Annotated in this window: 13 protein-coding genes and 1 riboswitch; of the genes, 4 read left to right on the forward strand and 9 right to left on the reverse strand. The window is 59.7% G+C overall.

Translation table 11 applies throughout. The annotated features are described in order from the left end of the window. Nucleotide 1 precedes the first annotated feature (1 nt). From J7E41_RS02810 to J7E41_RS02830, 5 genes are all read right to left on the reverse strand, one after another. Nucleotides 2–2,731, reverse strand: a complete 2,730-nt coding sequence (locus tag J7E41_RS02810; protein WP_214989963.1) for a LuxR C-terminal-related transcriptional regulator — start codon at nt 2,729–2,731, stop codon at nt 2–4. 291 nt (nt 2,732–3,022) lie between these two features. Next, nucleotides 3,023–4,387 carry a DUF1329 domain-containing protein gene (locus J7E41_RS02815; RefSeq protein ID WP_214989965.1) on the reverse strand — a complete coding sequence of 455 codons (1,365 nt, stop codon included), beginning with the start codon at nt 4,385–4,387 and terminating at the stop codon, nt 3,023–3,025. Nucleotides 4,388–4,414: 27 nt separating this feature from the next. Continuing rightward, a complete protein-coding gene (locus J7E41_RS02820) occupies nt 4,415–6,274 on the reverse strand; it encodes a DUF1302 domain-containing protein (RefSeq protein WP_214989967.1) in 1,860 nt (619 codons plus the stop codon). Between the two features lie 332 nt (nt 6,275–6,606). Further along, nucleotides 6,607–8,289, reverse strand: coding sequence for a fatty acid--CoA ligase (locus tag J7E41_RS02825; protein ID WP_214989969.1), 1,683 nt, complete (start codon nt 8,287–8,289; stop codon nt 6,607–6,609). A gap of 130 nt (nt 8,290–8,419) precedes the next feature. Continuing rightward, a complete protein-coding gene (locus tag J7E41_RS02830) occupies nt 8,420–9,052 on the reverse strand; it encodes a LysE family translocator (protein WP_214989971.1) in 633 nt (210 codons plus the stop codon). 84 nt (nt 9,053–9,136) lie between these two features. On the opposite strand from J7E41_RS02830, the gene J7E41_RS02835 reads away from it, so the two are divergent. The 3 genes from J7E41_RS02835 (at nt 9,137) to J7E41_RS02845 (ending at nt 11,975) form a co-directional block, all read left to right on the forward strand. Continuing rightward, entirely contained in the window at nt 9,137–10,102 is a 966-nt protein-coding gene (locus J7E41_RS02835; RefSeq protein WP_214989973.1) for a 2-hydroxyacid dehydrogenase, read from the forward strand. A 30-nt stretch (nt 10,103–10,132) separates the two neighbouring features. After that, entirely contained in the window at nt 10,133–11,131 is a 999-nt protein-coding gene (locus tag J7E41_RS02840; RefSeq protein WP_214989975.1) for a class I SAM-dependent methyltransferase, read from the forward strand. 50 nt (nt 11,132–11,181) lie between these two features. Continuing rightward, a riboswitch (yybP-ykoY riboswitch) is annotated at nt 11,182–11,303 on the forward strand. Nucleotides 11,304–11,390: 87 nt separating this feature from the next. Further along, nucleotides 11,391–11,975 carry a TMEM165/GDT1 family protein gene (locus J7E41_RS02845; RefSeq protein ID WP_214989977.1) on the forward strand — a complete coding sequence of 195 codons (585 nt, stop codon included), beginning with the start codon at nt 11,391–11,393 and terminating at the stop codon, nt 11,973–11,975. An 81-nt stretch (nt 11,976–12,056) separates the two neighbouring features. Here J7E41_RS02845 and J7E41_RS02850 read toward each other — a convergent pair whose 3' ends face one another. The 4 genes from J7E41_RS02850 to J7E41_RS02865 all read right to left on the reverse strand — a co-directional run bounded on the left by J7E41_RS02850 (nt 12,057) and on the right by J7E41_RS02865 (nt 14,089). Further along, complete coding sequence (locus J7E41_RS02850) at nt 12,057–12,875, reverse strand: M48 family metallopeptidase (protein WP_214989978.1); 819 nt, start codon at nt 12,873–12,875, stop codon at nt 12,057–12,059. 114 nt (nt 12,876–12,989) lie between these two features. Continuing rightward, nucleotides 12,990–13,610: an SOS response-associated peptidase gene (locus J7E41_RS02855; protein WP_214989980.1), complete on the reverse strand. Its 621-nt coding sequence runs from the start codon at nt 13,608–13,610 to the stop codon at nt 12,990–12,992. Nucleotides 13,611–13,646: 36 nt separating this feature from the next. Beyond that, nucleotides 13,647–13,907: a putative signal transducing protein gene (locus J7E41_RS02860; protein ID WP_214989982.1), complete on the reverse strand. Its 261-nt coding sequence runs from the start codon at nt 13,905–13,907 to the stop codon at nt 13,647–13,649. Next, nucleotides 13,907–14,089: a CPXCG motif-containing cysteine-rich protein gene (locus tag J7E41_RS02865; RefSeq protein ID WP_214989984.1), complete on the reverse strand. Its 183-nt coding sequence runs from the start codon at nt 14,087–14,089 to the stop codon at nt 13,907–13,909. The genes J7E41_RS02860 and J7E41_RS02865 overlap by 1 nt, the downstream gene beginning before the upstream one ends. A gap of 144 nt (nt 14,090–14,233) precedes the next feature. Here J7E41_RS02865 and J7E41_RS02870 point away from each other — a divergent pair, with 144 nt between their 5' ends. Further along, the gene (locus tag J7E41_RS02870; RefSeq protein ID WP_214989985.1) at nt 14,234–15,397 is read left to right on the forward strand and encodes a 1-acyl-sn-glycerol-3-phosphate acyltransferase; all 1,164 of its coding nucleotides are present in this window, start codon (nt 14,234–14,236) and stop codon (nt 15,395–15,397) included. Nucleotides 15,398–15,567: the final 170 nt, after the last annotated feature.

Genomic DNA, 15,567 nt, shown 5'->3' on the forward strand with positions numbered 1-15,567 from the left:
CCTACCCCAACAACCCCATCTCCTGCGCCCGAGCTACCGCCTGGGTGCGGCGCTCCACCCCAAGCTTGCTGTTGATATGACTGGCGTGAGTCTTGACCGTATGCAACGAGATAAACAGCTGGTTGCTGATTTCCTGGTTCGAACAGCCCTGGGCGATCAAGTGCAGCACTGCCAGCTCGCGCACGCTCAAGGTTTCATGGGTAGGCGCAATCTCGACATATGCCATGGCTGGCAAGAGTGCCAGCAGGCTTTGGTTCAGCAGACCCTGAGCGTCACGGCCCAATTGTTCCCGCATCCAGTCGGGATAACGTTCCAGTAGACGCTCAAAAGGCTGCAGCGCCCCACCCGCCGCGGCTTCAAGTGCTCGGGCAAACACTTGGCGCGCCTGTGGCTCCTGACCACTCTCCAGCAACAATTGCGTCTGCTGGGTCAACGCCATCAGCGCGATCATCTGCCGCCCATTGTTGTGGGCCTGTCGCGCCAGCTCTTCGAGCCGCTGCAGTGCGGCAGAAGGCTGATGGCGAATGGCATCCAGCGCAGCTTGTTGCAGTTCGATATGTTGCGGCAGGTGTGGATGGAACTCCGGCGCGGCCGCCGCCTGCTCACCGTTATACGTTTGCCCCAGACGTGTCAGCCAGGCGTCGGCCAAGTCTGTACGCCCCTGCGCCAGCCACAGCTCGCATTTGATCAGGGTAATCATCGCCAGGTAATAGATCGGCGGCACATCCCAGATGTGCATCAAGCGCTCGGCTTCGGCCAATTCGGCAAACGCCAGAGGGAAATCCCCGCGACGGCCTTCGAAGTTGGCGATCACGCAATGACCGATCAAAACACTGATGTCCCGGCAGGCGCGGGCCTCGCTCAAGCCAGCGCGCAAGCGGACAATGGCAGCCTCTGGCTGGCAGCGCACCAGCAGCAAATAACCTTCATACAACGCCAGGCGGGCACGCACCGCGTACAAGCGTTGAGGCGCTAACCCATTCAAGCGTTGCAGGCCCTGACGGACTTCATCCAGGGAGCGCTGGATCTCTCCGCGCGCCTGCAACACCCGCGCGCGGTCGTAATGAGCCAGGGCCTCGAACAGTGGATTACCGACCCGCTGCGCCAACTCCAGCGAATCGCGGTTCAAACCACGGGCACGCCACAGGTCGGCATCGACAATCGCCAAATTAGACAGCGTGGACAAGCACATCAGCCGTTGGCCGTAACGTTTCTGCGGCAGGCTCTCCAACGCCTCGGTGCAATACAGCTGGGTCAATTCACGGTTACCGCGCCCACGGGCAATGATCCCGCTAAGGGCCAGCCACTGGGCCAGCATCGACTTCTGGGCGGTGGCCGACGGGGCCGGCAGGAAACGGCTGAGATGACTGGACAACTCTTCGGCCGCATCCAGCTGACAAGCCAGGCCCAGGGCCCAGCTATAGAGCACGATCAAGCGCGGCGTGCTGATCAATAGGCTGTCGGGCAAGTCCATCTTCCAGCGCAGGAGCATGCCGACGTTTTGCTCGGCCAGCAGTTGCTCTTCCGAAAGGTTTTGCACCAGGTTCGCCGCCACATCCAGATGGCCGGCGCGCAACGCCTGCTCTACCGCCTCATCGATCAGGCCCTGGGCATTGAACCAGCGGCAAGCCCGCAAATGCAGGCTGGCAATCGGCAATACGGCGTTAGCGGCACGTCGGGTACGCAGCAAATCGGAAAACAGATGGTGATAACGGAACCAGTGCCCCTGCTCGTCCAGTGGCACCAGAAAGACTTGGTGAGCTTGCAGATAACGCAAGATCTCCGCGCTGTCGTGCGCTTCACGCAGGGCGTCGCACAGTCCGCTGCAAAAGCGTTCCTGAGGCGCGGTGTCATAGAGGAATGACTGCACTTCCACAGGCAAGCAGTCGATCACCTCCTCCAGCAGATAGTCGCGGATCAGCCCCTCACCACCGTGCAAACCCTGGGGCAAGGCACCGTCGTTGCCGGCTTCGGAGGCGGCCAACAACCAGAAACGCAGGCCGGCGACCCAGCCTTCGCTACGGCGGATAAGGTTATCCAGGGCTTCGCCGCGCAATGAACTGCTGTGGCGGTCGAGCAAGGCCAGAGACTCATCGTTGGTCAGCCGCAAGTCCTGCTCATGCAGTTCCAGCAAGTGCCGGGACAGTCGCAACCGCGCCAGGTGCCAGTCGGGGCGCTGGCGGCTGGTCACCATCACCAGCAGCCCATCAGGCAAATGATTGAGGAAAAACTGCAGACAACGGTCGAGTACCGGGCCCTGGGCCAGATGATAGTCATCCAGCACCAGCAGCAGGGGCTCGCGGGTGGACAGGTGCATCGTCAATTCATCAAGCAGCCCGTCGAGCCACTCTTCAAAGGCGAACGGCTGATGCCGCTGACGCATTTTCAGCAGGCCCAACGACTGGGCGCCTATTTGAGGGAAATATTGCTGCAGGCCGTCGAGCAGACGCTCGAGAAAACGCCCTGGATCGTTGTCCCTGGCGCTCAAGCCCAGCCACAGACTTTGCCAGTGCACCGGCAGGCTTTGGCAGAACTCAACCGCCAACGAACTCTTGCCGAAGCCCGCCGGCGCGCTGACCAATAACAGGCGGCCACCCAACCCTTCGCTCAGGCGTTCGCACAGGCGTGGTCGCAACACGTAGCCGTCAGGCAGCGGGGGTCGATAGAAGCGACCTTCCAGGGTGGGAATCACCGCACTGGCAGGCCCTTGGATTCGGGACAGATCAGTCATCGCCGGGCTCTTGTAGAAGGCTGTTGTCGGCATTGCAGATGTCCGCAGACTAGCGGTAAAAGCGGCAGCTTTGTAGATCTTTGCAACAATTGTCTGAAAAAGACTACAACAAAACATAACCGGGAGTTTCCATTACCCGGCTGGGCTCGGTATTTCAAAAAACGCAAATAAAATGTGGGAGCCGGGCTTGCCCGCGATACAGGCACCTCGGTGTGTCAGATACACCGAAGTGATGCTATCGCGGGCAAGCCCGGCTCCCACACCCGAGGATGCGGCCTCTGTTACGGCGGGTTAGCGAACCCCATCCTGACGCAGGGCGGCCGGGGTGAAGTCGCTGGTGGTGGCGGTGAAGCCGAAGTCATAGGCCTGCTTCTCTTCGTTCTTCATGCCCAGTGCCAGGTAGCGGCCGGACTGCAGGTCGTAGAGGGTTTCCAGGGAGTACCACGGCACTTGCTTGTCGTAGTAGTTCTCAGCATGAGCTTCCGCCACACGCCACAGTTGGCCACGGCCGTCGTAATGGTCAATGACAGCGGCTTGCCAGGTGTCTTCATCGATGTAGAAGTCACGTTTGGCGTAGATGTGACGCTGGCCTTCCTTCAAGGTGGCGACCACATGCCAGACCCGACGCAGCTCGTAGCGAGTCAGGTCCTGATTGATATGGCCAGCCTTGATGATGTCGACATACTTGAGCTTCGGATCGTCGATCTTGTAGCTGTTGGAGGCGATGTAGATTTCCTTCTTGCCTTCCAGCTTCCAGTCGTAGCGGTCCGGTGCGCCGTTGTACATATCAAGGTTGTCGGAGGTACGCAGGCCATCGGCGGCAGTCCCCGGGCCGTCATAAGACACCTGCGGCGCACGACGCACACGGCGCTGGCCGGCGTTGTAGACCCACGCCGAACGTGGTTCCTTCACCTGATCCAGGGTTTCATGCACCAGCAGCACACCACCGGCCAGACGTGCCGGCGCAGTCACTTGTTGCTTGAAGTAGAACAGGATGTTGCCCGGGTTTTTCGGGTCGTAGTCCTTCATCTTGTCGCGGAACACGAACTGGTCGCGGAAGTACACCAGGCTGAACGAGCCGTTGGTTTGTGGCGTGGCCTGAGTCACCAGACGGGTCACGCTGCCACCGCGATAGCGGGTGATGTGGTTCCAGATGACTTCGACGCCGCTTTTCGGAATAGGGAAAGGCACGGCGGTTTCGAAATTTTCCAAGCCGTTGCCGCCGGACACCAGGTTGGTGTTGGTGGCGTTTTTCTTGATGGAGGCGAACACATCGGCCGGCACCGTAGCACCGCGATGGGTCGGATAGACCGGCATCTTGAAGGTTTCCGGGTAGCGCTTGAACATTGCGTACTGCCCCGGGGCCAGCTTGTCTTTGTACTGCTCTACGTTCTGCGCAGTGATGGTGAACTGCGGTTGCTCACTGGCGTATGGGTTGGCCAGAAAGCCTCGAGCATCCACGGCGCCAGCATTGGTTGGCATCGGTGACCATTTAGGGATGGTGCCCGCCGCGTTACCGGCCATTTCTGCGCCCATCGGGGTCAGGGTCGTGCCCAGCTTTGACGCTTCATCCGCCGATACGGCCGCCATGGCGTTGCAGGCCATGATCGACAGCCCAAGCACACCCACGTGCAACAGACTTTTAGTTATTTTCATATTCTGGTCTTCCTGAAATGCATGTGCTTAGAAGTTCACACCAACACTAAGAGCTAAGAAGTCGCGGTCATCCACTGTGCTGAATTTGCCACCAAAGAAGTTGGTGTAGTTCAGGCTGGCGGTGTAGGTGTTCTGGTATTCGGCATCCACACCCAGGCTGACTGCCTTGCGGCCTTCTTCGAAGTTGCCGCCAGGGCCTGGCGAATAACCCTTCACGTCATGAGACCAAGCCACATTGGGCTTGAGGTTGACGCCGGCAAACACATCCGGGTATTCCCAGATCGCCCTGGCGCGATAGCCCCAGGAGGTCGCGGTGGTGTAACCGTCGTTGTTGCAGTTGGTGTTCAGGCCTGCGGCATTGGGCAAACCGGCGCCGGTGGCCGTCGAATTGTTGAGGGCGGCACAGAATCCACCCGGCAGAGTGCCTGGACCGAAGACCGGGTCACGGCCATAACGTGCCTCGTTTTTGCTTTCCAGCCCGCCGACGTGGGTAATACCAATTTCACCGACCGTGGTCAGGCGGCTGGCGCCCATGACCTGATCAAAGAAGTGCGTGAACGTCGTCTGGAACTGGGTCACTTCCTTACGGTTGTAGCCATGTAGGTCTTGGCCTGGAGAGCCTTTCAACACCGAAGCGTTACCGTAACCAGGAATCGGTGTGACGCCCGCGTAGAGGATGTCGGTGGTGCTCAGTTGTACGGGTGCGTTTGGCCGATAGCTCAACTCGCCACTCCAGGCGGTGCCGGTAGGCAGCGTGGTGGAGAAGCTCAGGCCGTAGAGGCGAATGTCTTCCGGGTACTCGACGAAATAGTTGGAGCTGCCCGCGACAATCAACGGCCGAAGTGCCGCTAAAGGCCCCAGCGGCCGGGTGTAAGCCGAGGACGGCGCACCTTGGGCACTGAAGATCGGTGCACGGCTGTGGTAGTTCATGAAGTACGCGCCGAACTCGGTATCCAACGGTTCGAAGTTGTAGTGCATGGCCACGCCGAACTGGCCACTGTCCCGCGCATCACGGTCCGGGCCACGACGCACCAGAACCCCTTCGTCGTTCACATTCACACCCAGAGCATTGAGGGTCGGCATTGCAGCACCCGGAATGGTCGAGCGCTTGTTCAAGACCCGCAAGTTGTTGCTGCAGCCATCGGCAATAACGTCGGGCTGTGAGAAGAACGTACCGCAGTTATCCACTACGGTCTGGTCCCACTCCAACTGGTAGAACGCTTCTGCCGACAAGTTATCGGTCAGGGTCTGCGACACATAGAACATGTTGACCGGAATCAAGCCTTCCTTGATTTCAGCCCCCGGACGACGGAACGCGGACACGTCGATCGGGTTGATGGAGTTGATGCCGCCACCGATGAATGTACTTTCACCCCAGCTCACGACTTGCTTACCGAAGCGCACGTTACCCGGCTGATCGGCAATGGAGTAGTTGTGGTAAACGAAGGCGTCGAGAATTTGCCCGCCGGAGGACTTGGCGCCCTCTTTGCGGTTGTTGTCGCTGATGTCCTTGAACGGACGGCTTTCGTCCTTGAGTTCAAAGTCGTACCAGTACTTGCCACGTACAAACACGCCGGTGTCGCCGTACTTCAGTTCCAGGTCATGAATGCCCTTGAAGATCTTCGAGAACGTTTCCCCGCGCTTGAAGTTCAAGTGCGCGTCATCGGAGGTCTGGGACAAACCCCGGCCGCCGTTGTTGGCGCCGATCAGGTCTTTGTTGGGTTTGGCGGTGGACCAACTGGCGCCTACCGACAGGGACGAGTCGAAGCTGCCTTCGACTTCACCAATGTTAAAACTGACGCCGAATGCCGGCCCGGCGAGCGTAGAAGCAAGACTGACGGCCAAGGGCAGTCTCGCCCGGCGCCAGAACTGGTTTACTGAGGTCATCGACGCTACTCCATGTGCATTATTGTTATGGCAGTGAGCTTTTTCCTGGACGCTTGTAACGGCGGGAATACAACGATTCCAAAGCCGGGTGACAACCGAACCTGCGCAGGTCCGCCGCACCGCATCCGTGAAAACTCTGGGATGGACTATAGCCAGCAGGGGGTACCACTTGATCCCTCTAAAGTGTGATTTGCATCACCAACCCGTCTGCCACAGTCCTTTCGCCATACCAGCGAGAGCCGGCGCGGCAAGGATGGCTGAAAATTTCGAATAAACAAGTTGAAGGCTTGTGTTAGAGCGCCGCCGTGCCCGCGAAGGCACGGCGAAATGCCTCAGAGGGTAGAAAGGAAAGTGCTGTTGTTGGCTTGCCATTCAATGATGTCGACACGGATACGTTTTTTGTCGAGTTTACCGACGCTGGTCTTGGGAATTTCCGTAACAACGGCAATCTGGCTCGGGATCGCCCATTTGCTCAGATGGCCCAATTCGACAAACGGCTTGAGGTGCTCCTTGAGCTCCTTCGCCCCAATCACATGGCCATCACGCACCACCAGCAAGGCAAACGGGCGCTCGCCCCACTGCGGGTCAGCAATCCCCACCACCGCTACTTCGCGTACCGCCGGGTGACGGCTGACCAGGTCTTCGAGGGCCAGGGAGGAGATCCACTCGCCTCCCGTCTTGATCACATCCTTGATGCGGTCACGAATATCGATCACACCAAAGGCATCGAGCGTCGCCACATCACCCGTGTGCATCCAGCCACCGGCCCACAGCTCGGCGCCCTTTTGCGGCTCGTTGAAATAACCTTCGCTGAGCCATGGCGCACGCAGCACCAGTTCGCCTTGGGACTCGCCGTCGGCGGGCAGGAAATTGCCGTCCGCATCGATGATCGCCGCCTCCACCAACGGCCCGGGCACACCGGCCTTGATGCGATAGGTAATGCGTTCGTCTTCGCTGCCGGCCATCAACTCTTCGTTGAGGTGGGCACAGGACACCAACGGGCCGGTCTCGGACATCCCATAGGCGGCGGTCAGTTGAATACCCCGCGCCTTGGACGCCTCATACAGCGAACGATTGAGTGCGCTGCCGCCAATGACGATTTTCCAGCCGCCAAAATCGACACCCTGACCCGCCTTGGCGTTGAGCACCATTTGCAGGATCGTCGGCACGCAATGGGAGAACGTGACCTTCTCCTTGCGCCACAACTCCACCAGGTACTCTGGGTCGTAACGGCCGGGGTAGACCTGTTTCAGGCCAAGCATCGTGGCCACATACGGCAAGCCCCAGGCATGCACGTGGAACATCGGCGTGATGGGCATGTAGACGTCGTTGGTGCCCAACAGGCGCACGCTGTCGACGCTGCCCATGATGGTTGCCACGCCGATGGTGTGCAGTACCAGTTGGCGATGGGTGAAGTACACGCCCTTGGGATTGCCGGTGGTACCGGTGGTGTAAAAGGTGGTGGCCACCGAATTTTCGTCAAAATCCTGGAAGTCGTACGTGGGACTGGCCGCCGCCAGCAGGCTTTCGTACTCGCCCACCAGGTTGGGCAGTTCGGCGGTTTTTTCCTCGTCATCGGTCAACAGCAGGGTTTTGTCGACGGTGGTCAGGTGCCCGGCGATGGCTTGATACAGCCCCACGAACTCGCTGTTGACCAGCACGAAACGGTCCTCGGCGTGGTTCATGGTGTAGAGAATCTGCTCCGGCGACAGACGCACGTTGATGGTGTGGATCACCGCGCCGATCATCGGGATGGCAAACATGCATTCCAGGTAACGGTGACTGTCCCAATCCATTACTGCGACGGTGTCACCGGCCTTGACCCCGGCAGCCGTCAGCACGTTGGCCAGCCGGGCAACGCGCTCGATCAGGGTCGGATAGGTGTAACGCAGTTTGTCGCGGTAGACGATTTCCCGTGTTTTCTCGTAGCGGGTACCGGACATCAACAGGCGTTTGATCAACAACGGGTACTGGTAAGCGCCTTCGGCGGGCGGGATAACACGAGTCTGCAACATACTAATCCCTTATCTGACTGCACGGTCTGGCTGAAAGATTTGCACTTTAGAGCCCTTGCGCGCCTGCCAAATCAGCCAAAGGAATGATTTGCTGAACGTCGTGAATGCTAGCTTTGCGCCAGCACCCAGGTTATTTCATGCTGGTAAATGCCAGCTTCACACCGATTGCAATCAGCACCGCCCCCATGCCCCGATCGAACCAATGCCCCATCCGCGCAAACCCTGCACGCACCCGCTGCTGGCTGAACAACATGGCCACCAGACAGAACCAAAGCGCCGTAGCCACCGCCAGGTAAACCCCATAACCCGCCTGAACCGCCAGCGGTGTATGGGGATTGATAACCACCGTAAACAGCGACAGGAAAAACAGCGTCGCCTTGGGGTTCAACCCATTAGTGACAAACCCCGAGGTAAACGCCCCACGCGCAGTGCGCTCACCCGCTTCACGGTGCAAATCGTCTTCACTTGAAGGCTTGGCTGGCTGAGCACGCAACGCCTTGAAACCGATGTACAGCAGGTAGGCCGCCGCCGCCCACTTCAGCGCGTTGAACAACACAATGGACTGGGAAACGATCAGACCGATACCAAGCAACGAATAGCCTACATGCAGGAAAATCGCCGAACCGACACCCAACGCCGTCCAGGTCCCGGCGCGACGGCCATGAGTCACGCTCTCACGTACCACCACGGCGAAATCCGGCCCCGGGCTGGCCACCGCCAGCAAGTGAATCAAGGCCACGGTCAAGAACTCGGTGAGGTACATGCACACTCCAGGAAGTAACTGATTATTTCATCTGATAGGCTCGGCAGATTACGCCTTCGAACCCAGCCGCAAAAGGTACAGTTGATGACGAACAATCGCCGCGCCGTCTTCCTCGATCACCCTTCCCTGGACTTGGGGGACCTCGACCTGAGCGGGTTGCGGGAACATTTCAGCGACTTGCAGTTGTGGGAACAAACCACCCCGCAAAACGTGGTCGAACGCCTGCAAGGCGCCCAAGTGGCGATCAGTAACAAGATCTTGCTCAACGCCGAAACCCTGGCGGCCTGCCCCGAGTTGAAACTGATCCTGATCGCCGCCACCGGCACCAACAACGTCGACCTCGCCGCCGCCCGTGCCCAGGGCATTACCGTGAGCAATTGCCAGGGTTACGGCACGCCGTCGGTGGCCCAACACACCCTGATGTTGCTGCTCAATCTGGCGACGCGCTTGAAGGACTATCAACGGGATGTCGATGCCGGGCTGTGGCAGCAGGCCAAACAGTTCTGCCTGCTGGACTACCCCATCGTCGAACTGGAAGGCAAAACCCTCGGCCTGCTGGGGCATGGCGAACTAGGGGGCGCCGTTGCACGCCTGGCCGAAGCCTTTGGTATGCGCGTTGTGCTGGGGGCAATACCAGGACGCCCGGCCCGCGCCAATCGAATGCCGCTGGATGAATTGCTGCCGCAGGTTGACGCTCTGACCCTGCACTGCCCGCTCAACGAACACACCCACCACTTCATCGGTGCCCGTGAGCTGGCACTGCTCAAGCCTGGCGCGTTTGTGGTCAACACCGCACGCGGCGGTCTGATCGACGAACAGGCCCTGGCCGATGCCTTGCGCAGCGGTCACCTGGGCGGCGCGGCCACCGACGTGTTGAGCGTTGAACCGCCGACCGCCGGCAACCCGCTGCTGGCTGCCGACATCCCGCGCCTGATCGTCACACCTCATATCGCCTGGGCCAGCCGCGAAGCCCGGCAGCGGATTGTCGGCCAATTGACGGAAAATGCCCGAGGCTTTTTCAGCGGCGCCCCACGGCGCGTCGTCAGTTGATAAACTGCGCCCCTTTTCAAGGAGCAGACCATGGATCCGCGCAGTGAAGTACTGCTTCGTCAGACCGAACTTTTTCAAGGTGACTTGCTGCTGGTAGGCCTACCCGCCGACGACCTGCTGGGTCGACTGCCCAACGCCCATGGCTGGTGCTGGCATGCCGGCGATCAGGCAGCGCTGGACGCGCGTTTTGCCGAGCGCAGCCATTTTGGCGTGAATGTGCCCGAGCGTTCATTCGACTCGGCCGTCGTGTTCCTGCCCAAGTCCAAGGACCTGGCCGACTACCTGCTCAATGCCGTGGCCGCACGCCTGCCCGGTAAAGAGCTGTATCTGGTAGGGGAAAAAAAGGGCGGCATCGAAAGTGCCGCCAAACAACTGATCCCCTTCGGTAAACCCCGCAAACTCGACAACGCGCGGCACTGCCAGTTGTGGCAAGTCACCGTGGCCAACGCCCCGCAAGCCGTGGAGTTGGAAAGCCTGGCCGAGGTCTTCGAGGTGCCACTGGCCGAGGGGCCGCTCAAGGTCGTGAGCCTGCCAGGCGTATTCAGCCACGGTCGTCTTGATCGCGGCACCGAACTGCTGTTGGAGCATCTGGATAAATTGCCAAGCGGTCATTTGCTGGACTTCGGTTGCGGCGCGGGCGTTCTGGGCGCGGCGGTCAAACGGCGCTATCCCCACAATACGGTCACCCTGCTGGATGTGGACGCCTTTGCGGCGGCCAGCAGTCGCCTGACGTTGGCCGCCAACGGCCTGGACGCCGAGGTGCTGACCGGTGATGGCATCGACGCCGCGCCGATGGGCCTGAACACGATTTTGAGCAATCCGCCGTTTCATGTCGGGGTGCACACCGACTATCACGCCACGGAGAACTTGCTGCGAAAAGCAGCAAAACATCTGGCAAAAGGTGGCGAACTTCGACTGGTAGCCAACAGCTTCCTGAAATACCAACCGCTGATCGAAGAGCATCTGGGCGTGTGTGCAATCAAGGCCGAAGGCCAGGGATTTCGCATTTACCGTGCCAAACGCCCTTGACGGCTTTTTGAAAAAGAAGGCTTGCCGAATGGATTTTGCCTAGGCAGAATCCGCTCCGTCCTAGGGGAGTAGTCTCCCACGAGCGCCATGCTCGTCCGGCATACGTCAACATACTTGGTCAACAGACCATGGCGTATGCGACCCAGGAGTCCGCACAGACGGACCGGGGTTTGACAAGACCTATGACACGAACACCTTACCCGGGGCGGGAAGGCTGTACGTGTCATAGCCGTGTCGACCCGCCCCTGGAACTTACCTGATGCTGGATTCTCTGCTCGTCCCTACCGCAATCGTTGCCTTGGCCGAAATTGGCGACAAGACGCAACTGCTCGCCCTCGTTCTCGCTGCACGCTTTCGCAAACCCTGGCCGATCATCGCCGGCATCATTGCTGCGACCCTGGCCAACCATGCGGCCGCTGGCGCCGTGGGCGCCTGGTTTGGCAGCTTCTTCTCAAATGCGATGCTGCACTGGATTCTCGCCGCGAGCTTTTGCGCCACGGCTCTGTGGACCTTGGTGCCGGACAAGCTCGATGACGACGAAGCCAGCACCACTCGCAAGTTCGGGCCGTTCCTGACCACATTGATTGCGTTCTTCCTCGCAGAGATCGGTGACAAGACGCAGATCGCTACCGTCATGCTGGCGGCGCAATACCCGGAGCTGTGGCTGGTGATTATCGGTACGACGCTGGGCATGCTGATTGCCAACGTGCCGGTGGTACTGGCGGGGAATTTCGCGGCAGATAAATTGCCGTTGACGTTGATTCGTCGCTTGGCGGCCACGGCGTTTTTCGTCCTGGCAATCGTTGCTGTCTACAAGGCCATGCAAAGTAGCGGCTGGTTGTAAACGCAATCCAATGTGGGAGCGGCGGTGCGACGATTCGACTTGCTCGCTCCCACATTCAGACTTGCATTGCAGCCTTACAGATCAGGACTTCTTGGCCTGCTGATACAACGGCATCACCTTCGGAATTGCCGCCTGCAACGAGGCGATCCGGCTGTCGGAGGCCGGGTGAGTACTCATGAACTCAGGTGGCGCGCCCTCGGAAGCCTTGGCCATCTTGTTCCACAGGGTAATCGCCGCGTTCGGGTTATAACCGGCGCGGGCCGACAGCTCCAGACCGATCAAGTCCGCTTCGTTTTCATTGCTGCGGCTGTTGGGCAAGGTCATGCCGTAGTTGGCCACGGTATCGGCCAGTGCCAGGCTGTCCTGGCCCAGGCCGAACAACGCACCGGCGCCCTGCTTGGCCATCTGGATACCGTAGGCCTTGGACATGGCTTCGCGGCCGTGTTCACGCAAGGCGTGGGCGATTTCATGACCCATTACTGCGGCGAGCTCGTCGTCCGTCAATTTAAGGTTATCGATCAACGCGCTGTAGACCAGGATCTTGCCGCCAGGCCCGCAGTTGGCGTTCATCTCATCGCTTTTGATCAGGTTCACTTCCCACTTCCACTGGGCCGCGTCCGGACGGAAGGTCGGTGCCTGGGCAATCAGGCGATTGGCAATCGCCTGCACGCGCTTGGCGTTGGCACTGGTCTTGTCCACCAGGCCCTTGCCGCTGGCGTCCCCCAACGTCTGCTGGTAGGACTGCGCATACATCTGGTCGACTTCCTGGCTCGACAACATGCTGAACATGTACTGCTTGCGCTCAACGCCCACAGCACCGCCGCTGGTGGTATTGACCGACTGACAACCGGCCAGCAGCACCGCTGCGCCCAATGCACATACCGCTAATGATTTCTTCATGACACGCTCCCTGAAAACATGGCGCGTATCGTAGGCGGTCAATTGTATCGGCGCTAGATACACCAGACGTTTAACCGACAAATTTCGGAGACATCTCACAACCCCGCCCAAGGTTTAACCCGGCGTCAAACACTCCGGCCCATTGAGTTTCGGATCGTTGACCATATTGGCCAGTACCCGCTCGCGTAACACGGCAGGCTCACTGGCCAATAATGCCTGCAAGGCATGCAAGGGGGTCTCGGGATCAAGCCATGCCTCTTGCCCCGCCGCATCGAGAATCAACGGTCGCCGCTGACTCTGCGCGGCCTGAGTGACCACCGCCGTACTCAACCACACCTGTTCCTGCACCGGATAAGCCTCCCAGATCGCCGCAAAGAATAGCGTCGAGCCCTCCCCCGGCGTCAGCCAGTACGGCCGCTTGCGCTGAGTACCGCGCCATTCGTAGAAACCGTTGGCCGGCAGCAGGCAGCGCCGCTGACGGAACGCTTCGCGAAACATCGGTTGCTCAGCCAGGGTTTCTGCTCGGGCATGAGCCGGGGTGCGGGACAAATCCGTGAGCCACGGCGGCGTGAGCCCCCAACGGGCTCGCGCCAGGGTGCGCTGACCGTCGGCGGTACGTTGGATCAATACCGAATCATTAGGAGAAATATTCCACTGGGCCTGCTGGTCCGCCGGAAAGCCCGGCAAGGAAGCAAACGCGGGGTTCCAGCGAAACAGGGCATAACGTCCACACATGGGGCAACACGACTCTTGGAGAAACTGGCCGACAGCCTAACAGACCAGCACGTCAGGGAAGCTGTCGGGTTCATCTCCAGGCACAGGCAGCGCGCCATTGTAGGCAGTGATCAATTCCCGGGCGTAGTCAGCCTGCTCGTCCTCGACCGATAACCCCAACAGGCCAAACACCGGCAACTCCCCCACGCCACCGAGCAAATCGCGGCCCACCAAGTGCGCCTTGATCCCCTCACTGGCAAGCATGCGCTGGAGCAGCTCGCCTTCCATCAGATTTTCCGGTTCGTAGATTCGCTGCATTATTCGTTCTCGCTGCGCACTTCAAGCATCCATTCATCACCGTGAATCTGTAGCACGAAAGTAATGGGCCGGCAGCACACCGGGCAGTCTTCTATATAAGTCTGATCACCACCGGACAAATCCAGTACGGCCTCCACAGGCTCACCACAATAAGGACAATCGTACGGCTCGGTTTCCAGCATCGCAGTCTCCCAAGTGACTTGTGCGTATAATCGCCGGTCTATTTGCAGGACTATTTTCGTTTGATGCCATTTGCTCAAACTGCGCCCTGTCACTTATCGATCCAAACCTTTACTTACCCTAGCCGTTTCTAACAAGAGAGCATGATGGGCGAATTCGATACCATCCGACCTTACAACGACAGCGAAGTCCCGGCAGTGCTGGCCCGGCTGTTCAGTGACAAGGCCTTTCTGGACATCCTGACCCACTTTCGCTTCCCGCGCTTTGCCGGTGCCTTTGGCTGGCTGCTCAAGCCCCTGATCAGCCACCGCCTGCGCCGTGAGTTCGCCGGCGTGACCACCGTGGCCACCCTGCAAGACAAAGTCGAGTACTACGTCGACCATACCATTGACCGGGCCACCGACGGCGTGACTTATACCGGTGTCGAACAACTCAAGTCCGGCATGGCCTATGTGTTTCTCGCCAACCACCGCGACATCGTGATGGACCCGGCCTTCGTCAACTATGCGGTCTACCACGCCGGCCTGCCGACGCCACGCATTGCCATTGGCGATAACCTGCTGCAAAAGCCCTTCGTCAGCGACCTGATGCGCTTGAACAAGAGCTTTATCGTGCACCGCTCCATCACCGGACGACGCGAGAAGATGGCGGCGTATCAGTTGCTTTCGGCCTACATCAACCATTCGATTCGCAACGACAGCCAGTCGATCTGGATCGCGCAGGCCGAAGGCCGCGCCAAGGACGGGGATGACCGCACCGAATCGGCGATCCTCAAGATGTTCCACATGAGTCGTAAGGACGAACCGTTTGCCGAGGTCATCCAGTCGCTGAACCTGACGCCGGTGTCCATCAGCTACGAATATGACCCGTGCGATGCGGCCAAGGCCCGCGAGTTGTACATCCGCGCGACTACTGGCACGTACAGCAAGGTACCGGGCGAAGACGATGTGAGCATTGCCCTGGGCATCACCGGCTACAAGGGCCGGGTCCACATCAACTTCGCATTGCCGATCACCGAGCGTTTTGAAGACACCAAACTGCTGGCCATCGAGATGGACCGGCAGATCCTCGGCGGTTATCGCCTGTTTCCGGTGCACTACCTGGCATACGCCCAGTGGAGCGACGCCGACCCGCAATTGCAGGTACCGACCGCCGCCGAGGTGTTCCCGGCCGATGAACTGGCCAAGGCGAAGGCGGAATGGGAACGACGGCTGAATGCCTGCCCGGCGGAACATCGGCCGTATCTGGTGCAGCAATATGCGACACCGGTGAGGAACCAGTATCGGGTCAAGGCAGGGATTGCGCTGTAACGACTCGCTCATGTGGGAGCGGCGGTGCGGCTTACTCGCGAATGCGGTTGTAGCCGCTGCCGAGGCACGAGGCTGCGATGCGTGTCCGCAGGACCGCCCTTAGGGCCGCTACGTCGGAATGCCGCACCAAGCCCATCGCAGCCTCATTCTTCGGCAGCGGCTACAACCGC

The organism is Pseudomonas fluorescens (assembly GCF_018614655.1).
In the GTDB taxonomy this organism is placed as follows: domain Bacteria; phylum Pseudomonadota; class Gammaproteobacteria; order Pseudomonadales; family Pseudomonadaceae; genus Aquipseudomonas; species Aquipseudomonas fluorescens_BX.